This window comes from Nocardioides cavernae (assembly GCF_016907475.1).
Classification (GTDB): domain Bacteria; phylum Actinomycetota; class Actinomycetes; order Propionibacteriales; family Nocardioidaceae; genus Nocardioides; species Nocardioides cavernae.
In genome coordinates this window covers 1,959,364-1,982,667 of record NZ_JAFBCA010000001.1, presented here as the reverse complement: position 1 = coordinate 1,982,667, position 23,304 = coordinate 1,959,364, and the positions used below count along the sequence as shown (strand labels likewise).

25 protein-coding genes and 2 tRNA genes are annotated in these 23,304 nt (G+C 67.1%); 11 read left to right on the top strand and 16 right to left on the bottom strand.

Annotated elements, in window-relative coordinates:
- The first annotated feature begins 11 nt into the window (after positions 1–11).
- The 3 genes from JOD65_RS09225 (at position 12) to JOD65_RS09215 (ending at position 2,834) form a co-directional block, all read left to right on the top strand.
- Positions 12–1,076, top strand: coding sequence for an NAD(P)-dependent alcohol dehydrogenase (locus JOD65_RS09225; RefSeq protein WP_191196445.1), 1,065 nt, complete (start codon positions 12–14; stop codon positions 1,074–1,076).
- A 49-nt stretch (positions 1,077–1,125) separates the two neighbouring features.
- Positions 1,126–2,694: a phytoene desaturase family protein gene (locus JOD65_RS09220; protein WP_191196444.1), complete on the top strand. Its 1,569-nt coding sequence runs from the start codon at positions 1,126–1,128 to the stop codon at positions 2,692–2,694.
- Between the two features lie 64 nt (positions 2,695–2,758).
- A tRNA-Lys gene (locus tag JOD65_RS09215) sits at positions 2,759–2,834 on the top strand.
- A 48-nt stretch (positions 2,835–2,882) separates the two neighbouring features.
- Here JOD65_RS09215 and JOD65_RS24180 read toward each other — a convergent pair.
- Positions 2,883–3,506: a site-specific integrase gene (locus JOD65_RS24180; RefSeq protein WP_224748008.1), complete on the bottom strand. Its 624-nt coding sequence runs from the start codon at positions 3,504–3,506 to the stop codon at positions 2,883–2,885.
- Between the two features lie 153 nt (positions 3,507–3,659).
- On the opposite strand from JOD65_RS24180, the gene JOD65_RS24175 reads away from it, so the two are divergent.
- The 3 genes from JOD65_RS24175 (at position 3,660) to JOD65_RS09195 (ending at position 6,287) form a co-directional block, all read left to right on the top strand.
- Positions 3,660–3,890, top strand: a complete 231-nt coding sequence (locus JOD65_RS24175) for a hypothetical protein (RefSeq protein ID WP_191196442.1) — start codon at positions 3,660–3,662, stop codon at positions 3,888–3,890.
- Between the two features lie 832 nt (positions 3,891–4,722).
- Positions 4,723–5,019 (top strand): hypothetical protein, encoded by a 297-nt coding sequence (locus JOD65_RS09200; protein WP_191196441.1) that lies wholly within the window; start codon positions 4,723–4,725, stop codon positions 5,017–5,019.
- Between the two features lie 230 nt (positions 5,020–5,249).
- Positions 5,250–6,287, top strand: a complete 1,038-nt coding sequence (locus JOD65_RS09195; protein WP_191196440.1) for a hypothetical protein — start codon at positions 5,250–5,252, stop codon at positions 6,285–6,287.
- Between the two features lie 208 nt (positions 6,288–6,495).
- On the opposite strand, the gene JOD65_RS09190 is transcribed toward JOD65_RS09195, so the two are convergent.
- The 3 genes from JOD65_RS09190 to JOD65_RS09180 all read right to left on the bottom strand — a co-directional run bounded on the left by JOD65_RS09190 (position 6,496) and on the right by JOD65_RS09180 (position 8,919).
- On the bottom strand, positions 6,496–7,074 hold the full coding sequence (locus JOD65_RS09190) for a DUF932 domain-containing protein (protein WP_204811055.1): 579 nt from the start codon (positions 7,072–7,074) through the stop codon (positions 6,496–6,498).
- A complete protein-coding gene (locus JOD65_RS23970; protein WP_204811053.1) occupies positions 6,983–7,555 on the bottom strand; it encodes a DUF932 domain-containing protein in 573 nt (190 codons plus the stop codon). The genes JOD65_RS09190 and JOD65_RS23970 overlap by 92 nt, the downstream gene beginning before the upstream one ends.
- A 332-nt stretch (positions 7,556–7,887) precedes the next feature.
- Positions 7,888–8,919: a tyrosine-type recombinase/integrase gene (locus JOD65_RS09180; protein ID WP_191196439.1), complete on the bottom strand. Its 1,032-nt coding sequence runs from the start codon at positions 8,917–8,919 to the stop codon at positions 7,888–7,890.
- Between the two features lie 293 nt (positions 8,920–9,212).
- On the opposite strand from JOD65_RS09180, the gene JOD65_RS09175 reads away from it, so the two are divergent.
- Together JOD65_RS09175 and JOD65_RS09170 are read left to right on the top strand one after the other, a co-directional pair.
- Positions 9,213–10,346, top strand: a complete 1,134-nt coding sequence (locus JOD65_RS09175; RefSeq protein ID WP_191196438.1) for a hypothetical protein — start codon at positions 9,213–9,215, stop codon at positions 10,344–10,346.
- Between the two features lie 240 nt (positions 10,347–10,586).
- Entirely contained in the window at positions 10,587–12,161 is a 1,575-nt protein-coding gene (locus tag JOD65_RS09170) for a hypothetical protein (protein ID WP_191196437.1), read from the top strand.
- A 203-nt stretch (positions 12,162–12,364) separates the two neighbouring features.
- On the opposite strand, the gene JOD65_RS09165 is transcribed toward JOD65_RS09170, so the two are convergent.
- The 10 genes from JOD65_RS09165 to JOD65_RS09120 all read right to left on the bottom strand — a co-directional run bounded on the left by JOD65_RS09165 (position 12,365) and on the right by JOD65_RS09120 (position 20,078).
- Positions 12,365–13,273 carry a hypothetical protein gene (locus tag JOD65_RS09165; protein WP_191196436.1) on the bottom strand — a complete coding sequence of 303 codons (909 nt, stop codon included), beginning with the start codon at positions 13,271–13,273 and terminating at the stop codon, positions 12,365–12,367.
- Positions 13,274–13,390: 117 nt separating this feature from the next.
- Entirely contained in the window at positions 13,391–14,164 is a 774-nt protein-coding gene (locus tag JOD65_RS09160; protein ID WP_191196435.1) for a DUF4839 domain-containing protein, read from the bottom strand.
- Between the two features lie 604 nt (positions 14,165–14,768).
- Positions 14,769–14,912 carry a GPGG-motif small membrane protein gene (locus JOD65_RS09155; RefSeq protein ID WP_172261506.1) on the bottom strand — a complete coding sequence of 48 codons (144 nt, stop codon included), beginning with the start codon at positions 14,910–14,912 and terminating at the stop codon, positions 14,769–14,771.
- A gap of 89 nt (positions 14,913–15,001) precedes the next feature.
- Positions 15,002–16,984: an NAD(P)-binding domain-containing protein gene (locus JOD65_RS23210; protein ID WP_191196434.1), complete on the bottom strand. Its 1,983-nt coding sequence runs from the start codon at positions 16,982–16,984 to the stop codon at positions 15,002–15,004.
- A 21-nt stretch (positions 16,985–17,005) separates the two neighbouring features.
- On the bottom strand, positions 17,006–17,305 hold the full coding sequence (locus JOD65_RS09145) for a GroES family chaperonin (protein WP_191196711.1): 300 nt from the start codon (positions 17,303–17,305) through the stop codon (positions 17,006–17,008).
- A gap of 59 nt (positions 17,306–17,364) precedes the next feature.
- Positions 17,365–17,613 carry a DUF3618 domain-containing protein gene (locus JOD65_RS09140; protein ID WP_191196433.1) on the bottom strand — a complete coding sequence of 83 codons (249 nt, stop codon included), beginning with the start codon at positions 17,611–17,613 and terminating at the stop codon, positions 17,365–17,367.
- Positions 17,610–18,365, bottom strand: coding sequence for an energy-coupling factor ABC transporter ATP-binding protein (locus JOD65_RS09135; RefSeq protein ID WP_191196432.1), 756 nt, complete (start codon positions 18,363–18,365; stop codon positions 17,610–17,612). The genes JOD65_RS09140 and JOD65_RS09135 overlap by 4 nt, the downstream gene beginning before the upstream one ends.
- Positions 18,362–19,045, bottom strand: a complete 684-nt coding sequence (gene cbiQ, locus JOD65_RS09130; RefSeq protein ID WP_191196431.1) for a cobalt ECF transporter T component CbiQ — start codon at positions 19,043–19,045, stop codon at positions 18,362–18,364. The genes JOD65_RS09135 and cbiQ overlap by 4 nt, the downstream gene beginning before the upstream one ends.
- Entirely contained in the window at positions 19,045–19,392 is a 348-nt protein-coding gene (locus JOD65_RS09125) for a PDGLE domain-containing protein (protein ID WP_191196430.1), read from the bottom strand. The genes cbiQ and JOD65_RS09125 overlap by 1 nt, the downstream gene beginning before the upstream one ends.
- Positions 19,389–20,078, bottom strand: coding sequence for an energy-coupling factor ABC transporter permease (locus tag JOD65_RS09120; protein ID WP_191196429.1), 690 nt, complete (start codon positions 20,076–20,078; stop codon positions 19,389–19,391). Before JOD65_RS09120 ends, JOD65_RS09125 begins: the two co-directional genes overlap by 4 nt.
- Positions 20,079–20,228: 150 nt before the next feature.
- Here JOD65_RS09120 and bcp point away from each other — a divergent pair, with 150 nt between their 5' ends.
- The 3 genes from bcp (at position 20,229) to JOD65_RS09105 (ending at position 21,770) form a co-directional block, all read left to right on the top strand.
- Positions 20,229–20,699 carry a thioredoxin-dependent thiol peroxidase gene (gene bcp / locus JOD65_RS09115; protein WP_191196428.1) on the top strand — a complete coding sequence of 157 codons (471 nt, stop codon included), beginning with the start codon at positions 20,229–20,231 and terminating at the stop codon, positions 20,697–20,699.
- An 8-nt stretch (positions 20,700–20,707) separates the two neighbouring features.
- Positions 20,708–20,780: transfer RNA gene (locus JOD65_RS09110), tRNA-Leu, on the top strand.
- 114 nt (positions 20,781–20,894) lie between these two features.
- The gene (locus JOD65_RS09105) at positions 20,895–21,770 is read left to right on the top strand and encodes a bile acid:sodium symporter family protein (protein ID WP_191196427.1); all 876 of its coding nucleotides are present in this window, start codon (positions 20,895–20,897) and stop codon (positions 21,768–21,770) included.
- Here JOD65_RS09105 and rdgB read toward each other — a convergent pair.
- Together rdgB and rph are read right to left on the bottom strand one after the other, a co-directional pair.
- Positions 21,759–22,373 carry an RdgB/HAM1 family non-canonical purine NTP pyrophosphatase gene (gene rdgB, locus JOD65_RS09100; protein ID WP_307821043.1) on the bottom strand — a complete coding sequence of 205 codons (615 nt, stop codon included), beginning with the start codon at positions 22,371–22,373 and terminating at the stop codon, positions 21,759–21,761. The genes JOD65_RS09105 and rdgB overlap by 12 nt on opposite strands.
- Positions 22,370–23,110: a ribonuclease PH gene (rph, locus tag JOD65_RS09095; RefSeq protein WP_191196426.1), complete on the bottom strand. Its 741-nt coding sequence runs from the start codon at positions 23,108–23,110 to the stop codon at positions 22,370–22,372. The genes rdgB and rph overlap by 4 nt, the downstream gene beginning before the upstream one ends.
- Between the last annotated feature and the right edge of the window lie 194 nt (positions 23,111–23,304).

Below are 23,304 nucleotides of genomic sequence, written 5' to 3'. Positions count from 1 at the left end.
AGGAGGTCGACATGCGCGCACTGCGTCTGAACCAGTGGAAGAGCGAGCCGGTCCTCGAGGAGGTGCCCGTCCCCGAGCCGGGCCCGGGTGAGGTGCTGGTGCAGGTCGGCGCGGCCGGCGCGTGCCACTCCGACCTGCACCTGATGCACGAGTTCGAGCCGGGCATGCTGCCCTACGACCCGCCGTTCACCCTCGGGCACGAGAACGCCGGCTGGGTGCACACCGTGGGCCAGGGAGTCACCGGGCTCGAGGTCGGACAACCAGTGGCCGTCGTCGGCGCCTGGGGCTGCGGCACGTGCGCGCACTGCGCGGCCGGCCTGGAGACCTACTGCGAGCGACCCGACCTCGCACCCGTGCCCGGCGGCGGTGGTGGGCTCGGCCTCGACGGCGGGATGGCCGACTACCTGCTGGTCCCTGCGGCGCGCCACGTCGTCCCGCTCCCCGACGGGTTGGAGGTCGTCGACGCCGCCCCGCTGACCGACGCGGCGCTGACGCCGTACCACGCCGTGCGACGCTCGCTGTGCAAGCTCGGACCCGGCAGCACAGCGGTCGTGATCGGCGTCGGCGGGCTCGGCCACCTCGGGCTGCAGGTCCTCACCGCGCTGACCGCCACGCGCATCGTCGCCGTCGACGGCCGCGACAGCGCGCGTGTCCGGGCGAGCGACCTGGGTGCCGACCTCGTTCTGGAGCCGGGGCCCGAGACCGCCAGCCGCATCAGGGAGGCCACCGGCGGGTGCGGCGCCGACGTGGTCCTCGACTTCGTCGGGTCGGACGAGACCCTCGCCACGGCGGCCGCCTGCGTGCGCCAGCTCGGCGACATCACCATCGTGGGGATCGCCGGCGGCACCCTGCCGGTCTCGTTCTTCGGCGTCCCCTACGAGGTGAGCGTGCAGACCACCTACTGGGGCAACCGCGCCGAGCTGGTGGAGGTGCTCGACCTGGCCGGCCGCGGGCTGCTGCACGCTGCGACGACCATCTACCCGCTCGAGGACGCCCTCGCCGCGTACGACGACCTGACGCACGGCCGCGTGGAGGGGCGGGCGGTCGTCGTGCCGAACGACACGTTCCGGCGATGACGTCGGTGTCGCGTCCGGGAGGACCCTGCCGAGGGTCTACGTTGGATCGGTGAACGCGGCCAGGAACAGCTATGACGTGGTGGTCGTCGGCGGCGGCCACAACGCCCTCGTGAGTGCCGCCTACCTCGCCCGCGCCGGGCTGTCGGTGGTCGTCCTCGAGCGGCTGCACCACACCGGTGGAGCCGCGGTGTCGGTGGAGCCCTTCGCCGGGCAGCCCGCCCGGCTCTCGCGCTACTCCTACCTCGTCAGCCTGATGCCGGAGCAGCTGATGGCCGACCTGGACCTCGACGTCCGGCTCGCGTCGCGCACCACCGCGTCCTACACGCCCTGGACGCGCGGCGAGCGCTCCGGCGGCCTGCTGGTCGAGCGACCCGAGGGCGAGGCGACGCGTGCGTCGTTCCTCGACCTCACCGGAGGCGAGGAGGAGTACGCCGCCTGGGAGGCGTTCTACGGCGAGGTCGGCAAGCTGGCCGAGGCGGTGGCCCCGACGCTGATGCAGCCGCTCCCCCTCGAGCGCGACGTCCGCGCCCTCGTCGACGAGCGCATCTGGTCCGACGTCGTCGAGGAGCCGCTCGGCCGGGCGATCACCCGGCGCTTCGCCGACGACACGGTGCGCGGCGTCGTCGCCACCGACGCGCTCATCGGCACCTTCGCCTCGATGGACGACCCCTCGCTCGTGCAGAACCGGTGCTTCCTCTACCACCTCATCGGCAACGGCACCGGCGAGTGGCGGGTGCCGATCGGCGGCATGGGGGCGGTCACCGACGCGCTGGCGCGGGCCGCCGTCGATGCCGGGGCCGAGATCGTCACCGGCGCGGGCGTCGGGTCCATCACGCCCGGCCCGGACGGCGCCGAGGTCGTGTGGCACGACGGCGACCGCCAGCACTCGGTGACGGGCCGCCGCGTGCTGTCCGGCGTCGCGCCCTGGGTGCTGCGGATCCTGCTCGGCGAGGGCGAGGACCCCGACACCAAGCCCGCCGGCTCGCAGCTCAAGATCAACTTCCTGCTCGACCGGCTGCCCGCGCTGCGGTCGGGCGTCGACCCCGCCGTCGCCTTCGCCGGGACCCTCCACCTCGCCGAGGACTACTCGACCATCGAGCAGGCGTACGCCGCCGCAGCCGGCGGCTCGGTGCCGGACCCGATGCCGGGCGAGGTCTACTGCCACAGCCTCAGCGACCCCTCGATCCTCGGTGACCGGGCCGGCTCGGCCCACACGCTGACCTACTTCGGCCTCCACACGCCGGCCGGGCTCTTCGACGCCGACCCGGGCGCCAAGGACGTCGCGGTGCAGCGTGCGCTGGCCTCGCTCGACGCGGTCCTGGCCGAGCCGCTCGCCGACTGCCTCGCCACCGACGCCGACGGCCGGCCGTGCATCGAGGCCAAGATCCCGCAGGACGTCGAGAAGGACCTGGCGATGCCGGGTGGCCACATCTTCCACGGCGACCTCGACTGGCCGTGGGCCCCCAACCGGTCGCGCCTCGAGACCCCCGCCCAGCAGTGGGGCGTCCAGACCGGGGACGCCTCCGTGCTCCTCTGCGGCTCGGGAGCGCGGCGCGGCGGGGCGGTCTCCGGCCTCGGCGGCCACAACGCGGCGCAGGCCGTGCTCGCCGAGCTCTGAGCGGGGCCACCTCGATTTCGCCTGCCGATCACCACGCTGTAGTGTTCTACTCGCTTCACCGCCTGCGCCATTAGCTCAATTGGCAGAGCAGCTGACTCTTAATCAGCGGGTTCGGGGTTCGAGTCCCTGATGGCGTACCAACCGTTTCAGCAGGTCAGAGGCCCTTCACGGAGAGATCCGGAAGGGCCTCAACTGTGCTCAGGAGCCGAACTGTGCACCGAATGTGCACGCGCTCTGCGAGGCACGAGCGCATTTGCGGCATCCGCAGCCTTTCTCCCAACCCCTTCGAGCAGGTGGGAGTAGGTGTCCGCAGTCACCGCCACCGACGAGTGCCTCAGCATCTTGGACACCAGAGCGAGGTCGGTACCGGATGCCAGCAGCAGCGAGGCTCGGGCGTGACGAAGGTCGTGGAGTCGCGCATGCCGAAGCCCGGAGGTCCCCACCAACATCCCGAAGCGCTTCGTGAGTCTTTCGGGGTGGATCGGGTTCCCGTCGTCCAGCGCGAAGACCAGGTCGTGGTCGGCGTAGGCAGACCCCCAAGAGCTCCGGACTTCGTCCTGGTGAAGTCGATGGGCGAGCAGCACTCCAGAAGCCGCTTGGCCGAGCTCGATGCGGCGTGCCTCGCCGCTTGCGGTCTTCGGTGGGGTGAATGCGGGGCCACGGTGGCTTCCTCCGCACCGCAGGCACGGAGCCGTGTGGCCATCGAGCTGCACAACCTGCTGTCGGATCACCAGCGTCCCGCTCTCCATGTTGACGTCGCCCCAGCGCAGCCCGAGAGCCTCCCCACGACGGAGTCCTGCCCCAGCGATCAACTCGAAGATCGGCCCCCATTCGTCGGCAGCGGTCAATCAGTTGGCAGATGGGAGCCCAATCCCAAGTCGGGGCTGGCGCGCCTGCGTGACTTCACGGTCATCACGGAGCTGAAGGTATCTGCCACCCAGTCCGAGGGACTCGACTACGGCGAGGTGGTCCGCGACTTCGAGAAGCTATCGGCGATCCTCAACGCCGCTGAGGCGCAGTACCCGACGCACCCGCTGCCGCTGGCCTACGTCGGCATCCTCAATAACCGCAAAAGGCCGCGATTCAACTTCGACCATCTGACGCGCCGCCTGGCTCAGGCAGACATCCGACCCGACGTAGCGATGGTTACGTACGACATCGCAGGCCCTCAAGGCGGGCCGTCCGCACGCGTGTAGACGTCCCTGCGTCGGGGTTGCACGATGAACAGGTGGAGATCACCTGCGGTGGCTGCGGCAGCGAGAACCTCACCCGCGATCCTGGGGCACCGAAGTCATCGGACATCCCTTTGCTATGCCTCGACTGCGGTTGGCGGGGGCGACGAACACCAGGTGTCATATGCCCACGCTGCGGGTCCCGTGATCATGACGAGACACCCATCGACGGTTGGGCATATGCAGATCGCGACGAGGCCAAGGACAGGCGTGAGTCAGCCGAGTGGGGCTATGTCGACAAGACCGCCTACAGGTGCCACAAGTGTCGCCACGAGTGGATGACGGCAGGCACCTACAGGCCCCACCCGGCTGGCGATACCGGCGACTTGGTGCGATTCGTCGATGACGACGCCGGGTACCAGCGCTGGCTCTCCGCATGGCCGCAGGGGTACGTCTTGAACTGCAACAGGCAGCCGAGCGCGGAGTACCTCGTCCTTCATCGGGCATCATGCCGCTTCATCAGCGAGCTCCAGCGGGGGATGAAGACGTTTACCGGTGAGTACATCAAGGTCTGCTCAACGGACAGAGCATTGGTGCGCCAGTGGGCACGCCTCCAGACGGGAGCCGAGGCGACCTACTGCATGCACTGTCTCTAGATGTAGACCTACATCGCGATGATCCGTCGCGGTGTCTGCTGCCGTCACTCCAGGGAGCCGCGCTGACTCGCAGGGCGCGGCGGACGCTCGGGACGAACCTGCACGCCACTCATTCGTTGGCGTTCCCGTCTGGCACCCCTTTCTGCGTTGGATTGCGCGGATCGAACACGCGGCACCTGCTTATGCCAGATCCTTGTGTCATGGCAGCAATGGACGAGGCGATATGCGACACGCAAAGGACTTTGTTGAGACTCATCGAAGACGATCTCGACGCAGAGGCCCGAGGCGCAGACGCCGAGCATCGATTCATCATGTGCGAGAGCGCCTCCACCGACCTCGAAGACATCGCTGCGCGCGCTGGAACGTGGGGCCACGTTGACGTGACCCGTGGAACGCAGATCTTGCTGCGATGGCTCGTCGAGGACGTAGCGCGGTTGAAAGACGTCGACGCATCTGAGGTGCTGCAGGACCTCCGCTACGGCCTACTGCTGGAGTAGGTGCGGCTCATGCCGCCGTCCAGGGTGATCGGATTGGGTATCTGGTTCTTGGTGCCGCATGTGGCGATGCCTCGTGGACCCGGATCGTCTCGCAAGGCTATGCACAAGCCCCGAGCGAAGTCGTGCCCGAGATCACGGTGACCGCCAAGAGTTCCAGCCCGCCGTGGTGGCCCCTACCACCACGATGGTGAGTTCCAGTAGACGGAAGTGGATGGTGCGAGACTCATGCCGTGAGACTTCAGCAGATCGAAGCGCGAGTCATCGAGATCGTCGAACTGGTCAAGGCTGGAAGTGAGGTCGAGGACAATGGAGTCGAACTCAAGAGTGCTTGGCCTGATCCCGGTGCAAGGATTGCCCGACAACTAGCCGGACACGCGAACGCTGCCCGCAGCGAGCCGATCCTATGGATTATCGGTTTGGACGAGGCGCGTCACGAGGTGGTGGAATTCGAGGGCGTCGAGCAGGCCAACTGGTGGCCAGAGGTGCGGCGGTGGTTTGACGAGGAATCGCCAGACCCAGCGTTCATGATCGTCCGGCTGGCGGAAGATGAGCATGTCGCTGCCATGTACTTCGATACCTCGCGGGCTCCCTACGTGGTCTCTGTCGAGGGAGGTGGCCGAGTCCAGTTAGAGGTCCCGTGGCGTTCTGGCAATTCGACACGTTCGGCACGGCGTCATGAGTTGCTTTCTTCCGTCGTGGAGCAGGCACAGTTGCCTGAACTGGAGCTCGTCAGCGGCTCAATTGTCTTGGAGGAGCATTGGTCAGCTTCGCCAAGCGAACAAGGTCAGATGCGCGCCACCAATGACTTCACCTTGGTGGCTCAGCTTGAGATCTTAGTGTCCGTCTCAGACGAGGTCACGATGCCCGAGCACCGTCAGACCTGGAGGGTGTCCTGCGGCCCAAGCACGCCCATCGCACTGAATAACCGAAACGTCGTCGGGCCCTCGCGAGTGACTGGTCGATCCGGTAGCGGGGGCCTCAAGCAAGAGAGCATGGGACACATTGAGATCTTGGGTAGGAGCGGCCTAGCTGTGAGGCGCTCGGGCGTAGTGCAAGTGCACGCTGGCAGTCCACTCAGTCAGGAGCGGGCGCGGGTGGTCAGCGGGCGCCCGGATCTGGACCTGCTGGTTGAGCTACCGGTCGACCGGACCTTCAAGTCATGTCGCCTGGCTGTACGTTTCACTCACGTATCGGGCTCGCAGGCACCCGAGCCGTCGAATTCCTACAGTCAGCAGCGTGTCCTCGCCCGGTTCACTCCGGTGTTGTGACGAGCGCGGGAACGACGCCCGTGAGTTTCCAATGCCCTGAGGTGCAACGCGAACCCCCCAACTGGCAATCGCTCCCGCGCTGCATAGTTCTCCCAAGAAGACTGCGGAGTCTGGCTCCGCCATATGAGAGCCAGAACAGGAGTCGCACGGCCTGACGCTTCGGGTGACTTTGCCCGGAGGGAAACCACGGCTTCCCTCCGGGCTGGCGTCACCGGAGGACGCTCTCCAGCACCCGGAGAGTGTCCCGATCCACACGAGCGAAGTCGCCTGACACGGTCCGGAGCATGTTCCGTTCGGGCCTGGGGGCTCCTCGCACCTTGCCCTCGTGGTGTTCGTAGGTGTTCACGGCAGCCAGGACCCCGTGGGCCCTCCCTGCCCACGGAGCGACGCGGTGGTCATGGCTGTAGAGCCGCTGAAGGATGTCTCGCTTGTTGTCGGCCATGGTCAGCGCCTTGCCCTTCAGCGGCATGCCTCGCTCGTTAAGACGACTGACGTAGGCGTCGAGGAACTTGGCCCACTGCTCTTCCCCCACGGTCACCTGACACAACCTTGCGACCTCGCGGACGTAGTCCTCGGCGATGGTGTGCACTATCGCGAGGGCTTCTCTCGCGGGTGCCAGTTGGGCGTGGGGGTGGCGCGAGTGCTTGATTTTGTAGTTCTGCCCCTTCTCCGCGAGTGCGGCTTCTCGGGTGTTGTCACAGACCACATCGGTGACGGTTCTCTTGAACGTGGTTGCGATGGAGCCGTCGAACGAGGTGGTGGCGAGCAGATTGGGCCGGAACTCCACTCCTTCCGGCGTGGTGATGCTTCTCCGGGACGCTGACCTCCACCCATGCCACCGCTCCTTGGCGGAGTACCCCAGCGGAGGAGATCGACAGGTTGTCGTCGAGGACGTTGGCGACCGTCGCGAGGAGCCACTCGTCGTACTGGTGCATGGTGTAGCCGGTCGAGAAGATCCCCATTACGTAGTCGTTATCGGATCGGCAGATGGCCTGCTTGTCGGAGAGCTCGACCCACCTGGCGGGCACGTCGAACTCGTTGAGGTGGTCCATCGTCTCCAGGTCGGCCGGGACGTCGACAGCGAGAGGACGTGAGACGCCCTGCCAGTCGAAGAGCCGACGCTGGACGTCGTAGACCGGGATCGGTCCTGCGTAGTGGTTTGTCTCAACGCCTTGCAGCTCGGCCCGGTAGTGCCAGGCCGTTCCTCGGTAGTCGGTGTTCCCGATCAGGGTGTTGGTGTTGAGGTGTTCCAAGGTCTCTTTGGACATAGTTGTCTCCTTCGGAAATGCAGAAAGCCCCCAGCCGGATGGCTGGAGGCTTGGTTCGGTTGGGCGGCGTCAGGCCCAGAGATGTTGGGGATCTCCTTCCTCGTTGCGACGCCAGATCGTGCGGACGATGGCTACTACTACGTGAGTTGCGGCAGCCATGGTTCGCCGAGCCCGGTTGCCGCTTACGAGCAGGTTGGCGGCAGCCAAGGTGAGGTCCGCGAGGGCGTCGATGTAACCGGGTTCACCTGTCACCCGCTCCCAGACCCACACACCCCACTGACGTAGACACCGCCCTGCGGCCTTCACGAGCTCGCCGAGGTGAATGACCTGCCTCATGCCCCCGGAGTCCTGTCGTCAGGCCCTGCGGAGCCGTAGACGACGGCTGCGAGGCGCTCTGCGGACTCGCTGGCCACCAGGGGGGCGATGTGGCTGTAGATGTCGGCGGTGACCGAGATCGACGAGTGGCCTAGCCGTCGACTGACTTCCAGCAGGGTCTCTCCCGATGCCAGCCCGATGCTGGCAGAGGTGTGCCTCAGGTCGTGCAGCCTGATCCTGAGCAGCCCATGCTTCTTCACCAGACGGTCGAAGTGTCGAGAGACGTAGGTGGGATCTAGAGCTGCTCCCTCAGAGTCGGTGAAGACCAACTCCGAGAGCACCGGAGTGCCGATCCGGTCACGGTTCTCCAGCCGTTGCCGACAGCCGTGCCAGTGAAGCTTGGCAGAGGTTTGTCGATCTACGGCCACCGTTCTGACCCCGGAGGAGGACTTGGGCGGGCCAAACACCGTCTGCCCGTTGACGCTGACGGCGGACCGTTCAATCCGGATACATGCGACTTGTAGGTCTACATCTCGCCAGCGGAGGGCCACCCCCTCGCCCCGCCTGAGCCCCCGCATGCCGAGCAGGAGGAACAGAAGATGCGGCCGGTCGCCATCGATAAGGTCCAGGAACCTGGCGAACTCGGCTGACGTCCACGCGCTCGCTGCCGGCCTCGGCGAGCGAGCCAACTCCACCCTGGACGCCGCATTGCGCACTACCAGACCCCGGCGCTCGGCGGTGGACAGCGCGCTTGTCAGGGTCGCGTGTATACGACGCATGGTCGCGGGCGACACAGCACGTGACCGCTCGGGGTTGCTGCCCGCAATCTTCTGGTACATCCGCTCGATGTGGTCAGCACGCAACTCGGCAAGTGGGACGTGACCGAGATGGGGAAGCAGATGGAGCCGGATGTGCGACTCGTACGACGCTCGTGTCGACGGCCTGAGTGCCTGCTTACCTTGTAGCCAATCCGGTAGGTAGGTCCCCACGGTCAGAGGACGACCTTCTTCTTCTTCGTTGACGTATTTGATCGCTTCTGACTGCTTCATGCTTTCTCCTGGAAACGCAGAAAGCCCGCCACGGTCGCGAACGACCACAGCGGGCTCGAAGGAACACGACCTACATCTGGAGGTCGTGTGTTTGGGCTCAGTCAGGGCAACAAGGGCGCACGTCTTCTGAGCACTTACCTATTATCGCATATCGATGTGCTAAAGGGTAGTGAGTCTAAAGGACTTTGAATGTGTTGATCGGTAATGTCATTAACTGCTGAAACCATCCTCGTGTTTTCGGTTGCGCCGGGGTTTTCTAGCCTCTTTTGGCACGCAACCCGTAGCCTGCCGCTGTGGCCCCTGACCCTGCAGACCCGTCGTGGTTGCCCGACCGCCAACTGGCCGTTGCGCTTGCGCACGCGGACGCCCTCGCCGACACCATGTGCCACATTCTCTACGACTACCTACAGCCAGGGCCGCTGAGCTTTGAGACGGTCGCTGACGGCGACCTGGCCCACGTGAAGGTTAGGCATATTGCTCCGCTGCCCCCAGCGGTAAGTAGGTACGCGGCAGACGTCCTTACGCAACTACGCGCAGCGGTCGAACACGCCGTGTACGCCGAAGTTGAGTTCGCGCTGGGCCGAGAGCTCACCCCAGAGGAAGCCGGACGGGTCGAGATGCCAGCGGCCACAAGCGCGAAGTCCTTCACGGATTGGCTGAACGGTCGCAGGCGCAAGCAACTCGCGCCGCTACGCGACGGGTCCGAGCTCGTACGGCGAATCCGCGCGCTCCAGCCGTATCACCGCAGGGACACCGACGAGCACCCGCTGCGTGTACTTGCCCAACACACCAATCTGACCAAGCACCGCACCCCCGCTGTTGCTGCCGTTCGGCTTGGGCGCGTCAACACCTGGCCGCTCAACGATCCGGACATCGTGGTGGGCGCGGACGGTGCACCGCTGCGGGTCGGCACCGTGTTGGCCACCGGCCCACTGCACAAACGAGTGCCACTCGACATCTGGCCGACAGTCGCCATCCAGCGCCCGCACACGGGCGAGTGGAAGGTAATTGCGAAAGAATTGGGCACGCTCTCGGAGTGGGTGCGCACAGTGGCCATCCCGGTTCTGGTCACAGGGGACGCTGGGATGGAGCCACGACTGCCGGCGCGGATCGATCTCACCAGAGGATGGGGGGACCCGCGAGAGGCAGTCAGCGCCGGAGACCCGGTGCAGGCGGACGAGCGATTCGTCATCCGCATCCAGGCTAGGCACGGCAGGGGATCGCTGGTGGAGATCTTGCTGCTGCACCCAGAGGCGACCTCGGCGACAACCATTCGTGACTGGGTCGGGGGGCTGCGCGACGAGGAAGTTATTGCGCACCTGGATGCCCTGGGTCGCGCGGCAAAGCGCGGTCCAATAGAAGCTGGCGATGCGTGCCTCGAAGTCATCCGTCTGGCCGAGGGGTCCGGGCAACCACCGCGGGGCTAGCACTTGGACGGACGCGATAGGAAGCAGGAAGCCACCGGTCATTTGAGAGTGCTCTGACCGGACAATGCCGGTCCCGAACCGACGTTCGATCGAGCGAATGTACGGAGGTCGACCAGTGTCTTGCTTCTAGCTTGTTGCGATGGCGTACAGCGCTGCGACCGCGTCGCTCGGTGATCGGACTACATATCCGATTACCGCCAATACACTCCGATCGCGGTTGCGTAGCGCATGATGACGCCCGTGATCTCGGATAACGACGTTCAGGCGGACCACGACTGGTCTTCCGCTGTGGCCCACACCGACAGGCTCATGTTGAGTCATTCGCATGAACTTCTCGACTTGAGTGCCGTCGGGTCCCCAGCTATCGAGTTGACGGTCGTCGGCGCAAAGAGTGGCCAGATGGCTGTCACCCCTCCAAGCGGGACCGTCAAGCTTCCACCGGACGTTCAACGCCTCCACATCCGCATGCCAGGCAAGCGCCAGGGTCAGTTGAAGCTGATCGGCGCATCACACGTCACGTTCTTGCTTCTGTCCGGGTCGTCGCGAACCCGGTCGCGCTTGACACTTGACGCTCCCAGCATCAGACACCTGTTGCTCGAACGAATCGAAGTCGAACTTCACGCACCGCTGCAGAAGGCTCATCGCCATACCTCTTCACTGCGGATGACTGATGCGTCTTTGACTGTGCGCAATCGCCACGTGAACGACCTTCTTCTCACCGGGTTGTGCCAACTAGATCTGGACGGCACGCAAGTTGAGAAGATGATGGTTCCCACTGCAACCCGCGCTTCCATGTCGACCCGTAATTGCAGCGTGGGTCTAGTAAAGATGAGCGAGTCGGCAACGGGATACGGCAGCGATTCGCCAACTCTTACCCTCGAAGCCATTGGCGGGGGTAAAGAAGTCACATTCGAGCGAATGCAGAACATCAATGTCGCGGTTGGTCGGCAAATCGAAGTCATTGTGCGCGAAGCGGACTCGGTAATTATGCAGGGCGCTGGCCAGGTGCGGGTTCGACAGTCCGCAAGGGCTCTTCGACTGAAGAGCGGGCTCGTTATCTCAGCCGACCGAGGCGCTCAACTGATTGAGACGTCGGGAGAAGTAACACTGGCACAGGTGGCCAACTCTCGAATCACTTCCGACGAAACGCATGGCCCCCTCGTCATATCCAAACTGGCCGAGGGCTTCGAGGTTTCTGGTCTATCGATCGCCGGTGTCGAGTTTCCCGTCACTCTAGAGGGCCTCAGGTTGATCTCGATTATGAGCGCAGATGCCGGGCACGTGGTACCAACCGTTCCGACCCAACTTCGACAAGCGTCGCAAAGAGCCACTAGCGATACGTCCGTACATGCTCGCGAACTGGAACTCGCTTCCAATTACGCGGAGGTACTAAGCGATCTGGCTGACAAGCGTGGAGCGCCGTCGTCCGTGCGGTCCGAGTTGGCTTGGTTCCGTTACAGGCTTCGCAATCTAACCGCTCCAGAGCGATGGGAACGCAGATTGCTCTCCGGGTACGAATTACTCGGGTATGGCGAGAAGTTCACAGCACCGGGGAAGTTGTATCTGGCAGTCGCCGCATTTGCGGCAGGCCTTTGCCTTCTGGGCCGCCCATTCGATCCTTCGATAGAAGGCGTGTTGCTCGTGTTACATAGCTACGTGGACTGGCTGATGACGCCTCTCCATCTCCTAAAACTGGGCGAAGGAACGGAGCCCGACTTTGAACTTCCACAGTACCTGGACCAACTTTTTCGCGCTCTTGTAGCAGCACCATTCGTCACTGCCGTGCTGACAGTTCGGAAGTTCGTGAAGCGATAAAGGTGCCGCTATCTCGGGAAACTGATTTAGCAAGGAATCGGCAGCCAGAGGTCGAATCGGGAATCGAAAGCACCTGCGTTTAGGCGATCTCGCGGTACTGGCTTTTGTTGCTCCCGTCCACAAATGAGAGCCGGGTAGCAGGCTGCTTCTCCGGTCTGGGCGCGTTGAGCGGGGCGGTCAAGTGAGCCTGGCAGGTCAGCGAGTCACTCCGCCTCGTACTCCGCCTCGTAGTCTGGTAGGGCGAGCGCATTCGCCCAATCGGCCCTGACAAACGTCCCATCCGAACGCCAGCCCGCTTCGCGCTCCTCCTCGCTTGGACGCAGATCAAGTCCGTCGTAAGCGCGAGCGAGCTCGTCGCCGCCCGTGGTGGTGACAAGCTCGTACAGCACAGGACGCAGCCCCAGGGTGACCGCATTGTTGAACCTCTTCGCAAAGTCATCGCCCTCGCGGGACACGCCGAGCTCGCCATCGAGTGCTCGTGCAAACGGCTCGTAGTACGCCTGCAGATACCGACCGTCTTGAAGCTCGATGTCGACGCCCTCGGCGTCGGCGTCCGGGTCCACGGCGTTCACCTTCATGTGGCCGGGCTTGCCTGCCTTCACGGCGGGGAACGATGTGATGCAACCCAGCGCCACCACTGGTGGATGCCCAGCAACACTCTTGACCACGCTCTTCTGCTTGACCAGGTCAGCGGGCAGCGAGGACTCCGCTGCGTTGGAGCGCCCCTTGGCCTCGGCGACTACCCACTGCGCAGGTCCCAAGCGACCAAAAAGGTCGGGACGCTTATTACTGCCGCCGAGGTCGACTTTCCAGCGCTTCTCGTATCGGTCCACGTGCAGCAGCATCGGCACGTTCAAGACCTGATGGCAGAAGACCGCAGTCATGGCTTGGCCAAGTGCGTACGAAAGTGCGACCTTCTCCGACCGATCTAGCGTCAGAGCCAGATTTGAGCGCACGAGGCGTCCGGATGAGTGACGCCGCACGTAGGCGGGAACCAGGCTAGAACGGTGAAGCCATTCCCACACCGAGGCGTCCCCGAACTTGGCTTGGTCACCTGGGGCACGGCCGGTCACGAACAACGCATGGGCCAGATCGCTCCCGGTGAGCTTCAAGGACCCAGTGCCAACTCCGAAGGATGGTGGGAACGCCTCAGTTGCATAAGGCACCGCGAACGTGTTCAAAGCGACGCCTTCCGATCAGCGGCACCGAGCTCGCGCACGTGTCTCGCCTCAGCGCGCTTCGGTGGCCACGGGGTCAAGCTCGATGAACCCCCCGCGCTTCTGGAAGCCCTTTACCGTGGCGGTGAAGCGGAAGTTCTTCCCTTCGTCGACCGAGTCGGGAATCTTCTTGCCGATGAGACCGAAGTCGTAATAGTTCACGTCGATGAACGCGAAGGTCGGCCCCTGGGTGTGCGGGCCGTCGTAGTCCCCGGGGTAAAGGGCGTAGTCGAACCGTGTCGAGTAGTCGCCGTGAGGAAGGATCAGGCCCACAGCACCGTCAAAGACGATGGTCTCGCCCTTGTGCTTCGTGGCAAACGCCCTGTGCGCGTCAAAGGCTTGGTTGCCTGATGCGAGCAACGCCCGAAGGTCTGGGCTGTTCTTCACTGTCAGATCTTGGTCGGCTACGGGTGCGCTTGACTCGGATGGAGCCTCAGTCTGGGCATCCTCCGTGTCCTCCTGGTCCTCGCTGCTGGAGTTCTCGCGGCCACCCTCAGCGTCGTCTCCACCGCAGTCGCGCTCCACGGTCAGCGAAGGCGGATCTGAAACTTCGCTGCCTACCGCAGGCTCCTGACTGCACACGGTCCAGTTCGACTCCACGACGATCCCGAACACGCCTCCCCCCTCGACCTGGACGTCGTCATCAAATCCTGCCTTTTCAACCGCCTTCTGGGCATCGTCCAACTTCATCCCAACCACATCTGGCATATCGACGGGCTCTCCCGAGCATCCAGACGTGAAGCCGATGGCAGAGATGGCCGTGAGGGCAAGAGCAAAGCGGCGCACTGGGGGTTTCCTTCGCGTCAACAGGTGGGTCTTTTCCGAGCGGGCAGCCGTTACCCACCAGACCCGCCGACCTTTTCACGCGGGCGCTTGTCGCGTCCGATGAATCGAGGTAGTGATCCCCTGCGAATGGCGTCGCCGCCAAGGCTGCGCCTGCCCAGCCGGTGCGGACTGCGACTGTGCACGGAGTGTGCACGGACGAGATGGCACGAGGTCAGATTCGATTGGATGGCCCGGACCACGCAAGCGTGAATCCGGACCACCCAGCACCATTCGAGACCCCCGAATGCGGCTCTGACGAAACTCTTAATCAGCGGGTTCGGGGTTCGAGTCCCTGATGGCGTACAGAAGCGAAGGGCCGGTCCAGAGGACCGGCCCTTCGTCGTTCCCCCGCAGGACACTCAGCCCCGGCACTCGTCCGAGGCCACTGGCAGCCGCGCTCCACAGCAACGTAGGCAGTTGACCGGTCCGGCCGGAAGGCCCACGCGTGGACGGACGGAAGGGTGGCCGAACTGCCTACGTTGGACGGCTGGACGCCCTCATGGCGTACAGAAGCGAAGGGCCGGTCCAGAGGACCGGCCCTTCGTCGTTCTCCCGCAAGGGTGTGCTACGTGAACAGGCTGACTCCGCCGGGGCCGACAAGCAGCCCGACGATGATGAGAACGATGCCCCAGAGCATCTGACCCCTGATCAACGAGACGATGCCGGACACCACGAGGATGACGGCAAGGATCCACAGCAGTAATGCCATTGCATGCTCCCTTCGGTTGAAGCCTCAACCTAGCCTTCACGGTTCCGCAGCGGTAACGCTCCACACCCGGATGGGCGTGTCGCCCACCCTCAGGCCCGGTCCTCCTCGCGCAGTCGCGGGGGCGTGAAGCCGTCGGGGTTGAAGCCGGTCTTGTCGGCGTAGAAGTCGCGCAGCACGTCCATGTCGGCGCTCACGTCGCCCGTCGGGTGGAACGTCGGACCCCAGCCGACGGTGCGCGAGGGCACGTCGAGGAAGGCCAGCGTGATCGGGAGGCCGGTCTGCCGGGCGATCCGGTAGAAGCCTGACTTCCAGTAGTCGCCGCGCGAGCGCGTGCCCTCGGCTGCGATCCCGAGCAGCCAGGAGTCGCCGCCCTCGGCCTCGGCCAGCAGCTCCTTGATGGTCGCCGCGGGGTTCTTGCGGTCCAGCTCGACGGCGCCCGTGCGCCGCAGCAGCCAGCCGAGCGGTCCCACGAAGAGCTCCTTCTTGACCAGCAGCCGGATCGTGATGCCGTAGCGCCACGCCAGGAGCATGGTCAGGACCCAGTCCCAGTTGGAGGTGTGCGGTGCGCCGACCAGGACGCCGCGCTGCGGCACCTCACCGACGGTCTTCCAGCGGGCCGCACCGAGGAGGAGGCGGGCGAGCGTCCGTCGTGGTCCCCCGCCGCCGGGCGCCGGGGCCGGCACGGACCCGGGCGACGGCGCACGTGTCGCCGCTCGCTCCCGGCCCGCCTTCAGCTCGCGGTCGAGGTCCCACAGGTAGTGGTCGAAGTCGACCTCCATGGTGTGCCGCGGCGAGGCGTAGAACTGCTTCTTGTCCCGGCGGTGCTCACCGTCCATCTGGCGTCGTACGACGTCGTCCGCGGGCGGCACGTAGCGACCGGCGAGCGTCTCGGCGATCCACGCCGACTGCGCCTCGGCGATCGGCATCACCGCACCGATGGCCTGCACGAGGCCGATGAAGTAGAGGCCGGGGAGGTCGGGGTGGACCGTGCGCTTCCACAGCGGCAGCTCGTTGTCGTGCGCCGACACCAGCTCGGGCTTGAAGAACGGGAACGTCACGCGGTAGCCGGTGGCCCACACGATGAGGTCCGCCGGGGCCGTGGTGCCGTCGACGAAGACGACCCGGTCGCCGTCGAGCCGCTCGATGCCCTGCCGCGCCGTCACTGCGCCGGCGTCGAGGCGCTCGCGGATCTTGTCGGACTGCACGGGGTGCGACTGCCCGGGCTTGTGGGTCGGCGCCGGCAGGCCGTACTTCGTCATGCTGCCGGCGTACGTCGCCCCGATGCGCAGCCGCGCGGCGGTCACCCGCCACGGCAGCCACCCCGGCAGGGCGACCTGGTCGCTCGGCTTGCCGAGGAGGAACTTGCGCAGCACCCACTCGGTGCGGCGCACCGACCACGTCGTCGTACGTGCGACGTAGGACGACTCGACCGCGATGTCCATCGCCGAGTTGCCGGCGCCGACCACGACGACGTCGCGTCCGGCGAGCTGGTCACCGGAGCGGTAGTCGTGGGCGTGGATCTGCTCGCCGGCGAAGGCGCCCGGGTAGGCCGGCTCGGGCCAGCGCGGGTCCCAGTGGTGGCCGTTGGCGACGAGCACGGCGTCGTAGGTGCGGGTCTCGGTGCCGTGCGGCCCGGTGACGCGCACGTCCCAGCGGCCGTCGGTCGACCGGGACACGTCCTCGACCGTCGTGTCGAAGGTGATGGTGTGGCGGAAGCCGAAGTGGTCGACGTACTGCTCGAAGTAGGCGTGCACCTGGTCGTGGCGCGCGTAGGGCGGGTAGTCCGCCGGCATCGGGAAGTCGGAGAAGGCCATCCGCGGGCACGACGTGTTGATCTCGAGGGTGTCGTAGCAGGCCGACCGGCCGTTGGAGTTGTCGAAGACCCACGTCCCGCCGATGTCGCCGCCCTGCTCGAAGCAGTCGAACGGGATCCCGGCCAGGTGGAGCTGCTTGGCCGCCGCGATGCCCGAGGAACCGGCGCCGATCACGCACGCGCGGGGCAACGACTCGTCGACGGGGACCGGTGAGGTCACCGCCGGCGCGCGGTGGGACTGCTTGACGAGGTAGGCCATGGCCAGAGCCTAGGGCTGGCGTCAGAGGTAAAGACCGGTGGAGCCGCCCTCGAGCCGCTCGGCGGCGACGGCGTGCACGTCGCGCTCGCGCATGACGACGTAGACCTCGCCGTGGACCTCGACCTCGGCCTTGCCCTCGGGGTCGAAGAGGACCCGGTCGCCGACCTCGACCGCACGGGCGTGCGGGCCGACCGCGATCACCCGCGACCAGGCCAGGCGGCGGGCGCCCATCGCCGCGGTGGCGGGGATGACGATGCCGCCGCTGGACCGACGCTCGCCGGCCTCCTGGTCGACCTCGACGAGCACGCGGTCGTGCAGCATCTTGATCGGGGCGGACCCGAGGTCACTGCCCCCGGTCGCCCTGCTGCTGGAGGCCACGCTCAGCTCGCGACCTTGCGGACGATGGCGAACAGGACGATGACCCCGACGACGGCACCGGCGGCCTTGAGGATGTTGTCGGTGCGGGGGGCGCCCGTGTCGAGCTCGACGAAGTGGGACTTCACGATCGTCACCTGCCGGCCGACGATCGTCTTGGGGTGGGCGCGGTAGGCGAGCTGGTCGATCGTCGAGGCGAGCCGCTCGCGGGTCTCCTCGATCTCGCGCTCGAGCGCGCTCATGTCCTGGGTCACCGGGGAAGGCTATCAATGCGCCGCGGGTCGAAACCCCACGGCAGCTCGAGCCTGTGGGCGGACATCAGCTCGTCGTCGGTGAGGACGTCGAAGGTCGGCCGGTCGGCGACCACGACGCCCTCGCTCAGCACCACGCTGCGCGGACACAGCTCCAGCGCGTAGGGCAGGTCGTGGGTGACCATCAGCACGGTCACGTCGAGGCTGCGCAGGATGTCGGCGAGCTCGCGGCGCGAGGCGGGGTCGAGGTTGGACGACGGCTCGTCGAGCACCAGGATCTCCGGCTCCATCGCCAGCACGGTGGCGACCGCCACCCGTCGGCGCTGGCCGTAGGACAAGTGGTGCGGCGGCCGGTCGACGAAGTCGGCCATCCCGACCAGGTCGAGCGCATCCATCACCCGGCGGTCGAGCGCAGCGCCCTTGAGGCCGAGGTTGGCGGGGCCGAAGGCGACGTCCTGACGCACGGTGCCGAGGAAGAGCTGGTCGTCGGGGTCCTGGAAGACGATCCCGACGCGGCGACGGATCTCCTTCAGGTGCTCCTTGGCGACCGGGAGGCCGCTGACCGTGACGGAGCCCCGCCCCGCGGCGAGGATGCCGTTGAGGTGGAGCACGAGGGTGGTCTTGCCGGCGCCGTTGGGCCCGAGCAGCGCGACCCGCTCGCCTCGGTGGACGTGCAGGTCGACCCCGAAGAGCGCCTGGTGTCCGTCGGGGTAGGCGAAGGCGAGCCCGCGCACGTCGAGCACGGGGGTGGTCATCGCACGTCCCCCGACTGCGGCAGGCGGCCGTCGTACCCCCGCGACAGCATGGCGAGGTGGACGCGCTCGCCGCGCTCGTAGGACCGGATGAACAAGGCGCCGAGCGAGCGGGCCAGCACGGGCCAGTGCCGGGGCGAGCGCGGGTCGCAGCCGCGCGAGCGGAGCGCCGTCATCATCCGGCCCAGCTCGGCGGTGACCACGTCGAGGTAGCGGATCATGAAGCCCATGATCTGCACGACCAGGTCGGGGGTGCGCAGCCGGTGCAGCCCGCGGAGCAGGTCCTGCGGCTCGGTGGTGGCGGCGAGCGTGAGCGAGGCGAGGACGCCGATCGTGCCCTTGATGAGCAGTGCGACGCCGGCCACGAGGCCGGGCTCGGAGACGCTCACGCCCAGCACCTCGGTCTGCGGTCCGTGGGCGATGAACGGCATCAGCACCGCGAAGACGACGAACGGCACCTCCACGACCATCCGCGGGAGCAGGTAGCGCAGCGGCACGCGGGAGAGCACGACGACGCCGAGCAGGACGGCGGCCCAGAGGGCGAAGACCGGGTACGCCTGGCGCGGGGTCGCGACGACCACCAGCATGAACCCGAGCAGGGCGAGGACCTTGAGGTGCGCCGGCGCTCGGTGCACCGGGCTGTGGCCGTGGAAGTGGAGCCGGTGCCCGTGCCCGGCCCCCATCAGGCCTCCGACTGGCGGGCGTGCTCGGGGCGGGCGTCGTCGGAGTCGACGTCGTCGGTCCCGCGGCGTCGTACGAGCCAGAACAGGCCGGTGCTGAGCACCAGCATCACGACCACGCCGATCACCCCGGCGAGGCCGCCGCTGATGCGGGCGTCGTCGACGCCGGACGTCTGGTAGTCGGCCAGCGGGCTGTCGGCGGTCGCCGAGTCCTCGGCGGAGTCGATGAAGCCGGTCTGCTCGGCGACGTACTCCAGGCCGTCGGGGTGCGAGCTGGCGTAGTAGCTGGCGACGCCCGCGACGAGCAGGCTCACGACCAGGGCGACGGCGAAGAAGCGGCGGGTGCTCACCGAACGACCCCCGTGCGGAGCTCGAGCTCGCGCTCGACCAGGAGCGGGCGGGCGCCGTGGACGAGGTCGGGGCGCGTGGCAACCACGCTCGCGACGACCAGGCCGGTCACGACCGCTTCGCCGATGCCGATCACGGTGTGCCAGCCGAGCATCGCGGTCAGGACGGCGCCCAGGTCGACCGGGACGTTGCCGCCGACGGAGAAGAGCAGGGTGAAGACCAGCGCCGCGACGGGGACGCTGACCAGGGCGCCGACCGCGGCTGCCGGCGCCACCATGGAGAGCCGCTTGGGCAGCACCCGGCGCAGGACGACGAAGACCCCGTAGCCCACGGCGACGGTCACGATGCCGATCAGCGTGATGTTGGTGCCGAGCGCGGTGACGCCACCGTCGGCCATCAGCAGGGCCTGCACGACCAGCACCACGGACACGCACAGCACGGCGGTCCACGGTCCGACGAGGACGGCGGCGAGCGCGCCGCCCATCAGGTGTCCGCTCGTGCCCGCCCCCACGGGGAAGTTGATCATCTGGGCGGCGAAGACGAACGTCGCGACCAGCCCCGCCGCGGGCGCCGTACGGTCGTCGAGCTCGCGTCGCGCGCCGCGCAGCGACAGGGCGACCGCGGTCGCTGCCACCGCCCCCGTCGCCACCGAGGTCGGGGCGTCGAGGAAGCCGTCGGGCACGTGCACGTGGTCGCTCCTGCTCGGGTGGGGCTGGTTGGATGTCTGGTGGCCGGCACGGATCCCCCGATGCCGGGCCGGCACACCCCGACCTTATTGCAATCGTCTTGCAACAACCAACCGGACCGCCGTCCGGACCGACCGCGCACAGGAGTCCCCATGTCCGACCGCCTCGCCGCCGGCGACACCGCCCCCGACTTCACCCTGACCAGCGACACCGAGGAGCAGGTCTCGCTGTCGGAGCTGCGCGGCAAGAAGGTGATCCTCTACTTCTACCCGGCTGCGATGACCCCCGGCTGCACCAAGCAGGCCTGCGACTTCTCCGAGTCGCTCGACTCGCTCCGCGGCGCGGGCTACGAGGTGCTCGGCGTCTCCAAGGACAAGCCGGCCAAGCTCGCGAAGTTCCGCGAGCGCGACGCGCTCACCCTCACGCTGCTGTCCGACGAGGACCTCGCGGTGCACCAGGCGTACGGCGCCTTCGGCGCGAAGAAGCTCTACGGCAAGGAGGTCGAGGGCGTGATCCGCTCGACCTTCGTGATCGACGCGGACGGCAAGGTCGAGCTCGCCCAGTACAACGTCAAGGCCACCGGCCACGTCGCCAAGCTGCGCCGGGACCTAGGGTTGGACTGATCCGTCCAGCGCCCGTAGCCCAATGGCAGAGGCACACGGTTTAGGTCCGTGACAGTGTGAGTTCGACTCTCACCGGGCGCACCGTCGGCACCAGGCTCGAAGATCACTCGCAGCATGGACGAGCGAACTTCGACCTAAGTGCACGTCTGCCGCGATTCGCTCGCACGTGACGCCCGTCACCACTAGGGTCCGCGCATGGATTCCGCGCTGACGACCGTCGGGCTGCCCCTCGCCCTGGCCATCATCATGTTCGGCCTCGGCCTGGACCTGACGGTCGGCGACTTCAAGCGAGTGGGCCGGGCGCCGAAGGCCGTAGCCGTCGCGCTCGCCTGCCAGATCCTGCTGCTGCCGGCGATCTGCTTCGGGTTGGTCGTGCTCTTCGACCTCCCGGCCCTGCTCGGCATCGGCATGATGCTGCTCGCTGCGTCGCCCGGCGGCACGACCGCCAACCTGTTCAGCCACCTCTTCCGCGGGGACGTGGCCCTCAACATCACGCTGACGGCCATCAACACCGTCATCGCGGTCGTCACGCTGCCGGTCATCACCGGCCTCGCCATCGCCTGGTACGACCGGCAGGACGACGTCTCCATGCCGCTCGTCGAGATCGTCAAGGTGTTCGCGCTGATCCTGCTGCCCGTCGGCATCGGCATGCTGGTCAACGCCCGCGCGACCGGGTTCGCCCGGCGGATGGACAAGCCGGTGCGGATCGGATCGGCGGTCATCCTCGCGATCCTCGTGCTGGGGATCCTGCTCGACCAGCGCGAGAACGTCGGCGACTACCTCGCCGACGTCGGCCTCATCACCGCCCTCTTCTGCGCGATCAGCCTCGTCGTCGGCTACTACGTGCCCAAGGCGTTCGGCGTCACCGGCCCGCAGGCCATCGCCTCCTCGATGGAGGTCGGGGTGCACAACGCCACGCTCGCCATCTTCGTCGCGGTCGAGGTGCTCGACGAGGTCGAGATCTCCGTGCCGGCGGCGGTCTACTCGCTCGTGATGTTCCTCTTCGCCGCCCTGTGGGGCGCGTGGGTCAGCCGGCGGGTCGGCGCCCGCGAGGACGTGTCAGTCGCCTGACAGGTCCGCCGCGACCTGCGGCGCGAGGGCGCGCAACGCCCGCCCTCGGTGCGAGATCCGGTCCTTCTCCCCCGGCTCGAGCTCGGCGGAGGTCAGGTCCTCGGCGTCGTGCTCGACCGCGACGAACACCACGTCGTAGCCGAAGCCGCCGCTGCCGCGCACCTCGCGGATGATGCGACCGTCCATCCGGCCCTCGACGACGCGCTCGCGCCCGTCGGGCATCACCCACGCCACGGCGCACGCGAAGTGCGCGCCTCGGCGCTCGTCGGGTACGTCGTCGAGCTGGGCGAGCAGGAGCTCGTTGTTGCGCTGATCGCTCTTGGGAGGCCCGGACCACCGGGCCGACAGCACCCCCGGCATGCCGTTGAGCGCGTCGACGCACAGCCCGCTGTCGTCCGCGACCGACGGCAGCCCGGTGGCCGCCACGCCAGCGCGCGCCTTGAGCAGGGCGTTGCCCTCGAAGCTCGGCTGGTCCTCGACCGGCTCGACGTAGCCGTCCACGTCGGCGATGCCGAGCACCTCGATGCCCGGCACGTGCTCGGCGAGGATCCGCTGCATCTCGAGGATCTTCTTGCTGTTGCCCGACGCGAGGAAGATCTTCACCGGCCCAGCGCCTCCTGCTGCAGGCGCGTCAGGTCGGCACAGCCCTTCTCGGCCAGGGCCAGCAGGGCGTCGAGCTCGGCGCGGTCGAAGGCGGCCCCCTCGGCCGTGCCCTGCACCTCGACGAACTTCCCGTCGCCCGTCATCACGACGTTCATGTCGGTCTCGGCGCGGACGTCCTCGACGTAGGGCAGGTCCAGCCGCGGCACGCCGTCGATGATGCCGACGCTGACCGCCGCGACGGACCCGGTCAGCGGCTCGCCCGTGAGCGCGCCGTTGGAGCGCAGGTGCGCGACCGCGTCGGCCAGGGCGACGTACGCCCCGGTGATCGCAGCGGTGCGGGTGCCGCCGTCTGCCTGGAGGACGTCGCAGTCGAGGACGATCGTGTTCTCGCCGAGCGCCTGGTAGTCGATGACCGCGCGCAGCGAGCGGCCGATCAGGCGCGAGATCTCGTGGGTGCGGCCGCCGATGCGGCCCTTGACCGACTCGCGGTCCGAGCGGGTGTTGGTGGCCGCGGGGAGCATGGCGTACTCGGCGGTGACCCACCCGAGGCCGGAGCCCTTGCGCCAGCGCGGCACGCCCTCGGAGGCGGAGGCGGCGCAGAGCACCCGGGTGCCGCCGAACTCGACGAGCACCGAGCCGGCGGCGTGGTCGAGCCAGTTGCGGGTGATCGTGATCGGGCGGAGCTCGTCGTCGGCACGGCCGTCGGCCCGAGGAGCCGGAGTCGGGGCAGAAGTCATGGGCACGACCCTAGACGTGGCTGAGCCGGGTCCGGTCACCCCCGTGTGCCACCGGACCCGGCTCGAAGCCCCTTCCCCTGCGGGACCGTCCACACGTGCGCGGCCCCACGCCGCGCAGCTCCCTCCGCGCGGTTGGTGGGCCGACCCTGCGTCGGCGAGCCCGGTAGACGCATCGGCCCTAGGGCCATGTCCAT

Bases quoted from the DNA above. Each gene is read 5' to 3' on its own strand.
- JOD65_RS09225 (WP_191196445.1), top strand. From the start codon at position 12: ATGCGCGCACTGCGTCTGAACCAGTGGAAGAGCGAGCCGGTCCTCGAG.
- JOD65_RS09200 (WP_191196441.1), top strand. From the start codon at position 4,723: ATGGCAGCAATGGACGAGGCGATATGCGACACGCAAAGGACTTTGTTG.
- JOD65_RS23970 (WP_204811053.1), bottom strand. From the start codon at position 7,555: ATGTCCAAAGAGACCTTGGAACACCTCAACACCAACACCCTGATCGGG.
- JOD65_RS09180 (WP_191196439.1), bottom strand. From the start codon at position 8,919: ATGAAGCAGTCAGAAGCGATCAAATACGTCAACGAAGAAGAAGAAGGT.
- JOD65_RS09155 (WP_172261506.1), bottom strand. From the start codon at position 14,912: ATGGCATTACTGCTGTGGATCCTTGCCGTCATCCTCGTGGTGTCCGGC.
- JOD65_RS23210 (WP_191196434.1), bottom strand. From the start codon at position 16,984: ATGGCCTACCTCGTCAAGCAGTCCCACCGCGCGCCGGCGGTGACCTCA.
- JOD65_RS09145 (WP_191196711.1), bottom strand. From the start codon at position 17,305: ATGCTGCACGACCGCGTGCTCGTCGAGGTCGACCAGGAGGCCGGCGAG.
- JOD65_RS09135 (WP_191196432.1), bottom strand. From the start codon at position 18,365: ATGACCACCCCCGTGCTCGACGTGCGCGGGCTCGCCTTCGCCTACCCC.
- cbiQ (WP_191196431.1), bottom strand. From the start codon at position 19,045: ATGGGGGCCGGGCACGGGCACCGGCTCCACTTCCACGGCCACAGCCCG.
- bcp (WP_191196428.1), top strand. From the start codon at position 20,229: ATGTCCGACCGCCTCGCCGCCGGCGACACCGCCCCCGACTTCACCCTG.
- JOD65_RS09105 (WP_191196427.1), top strand. From the start codon at position 20,895: ATGGATTCCGCGCTGACGACCGTCGGGCTGCCCCTCGCCCTGGCCATC.
- rph (WP_191196426.1), bottom strand. From the start codon at position 23,110: ATGACTTCTGCCCCGACTCCGGCTCCTCGGGCCGACGGCCGTGCCGAC.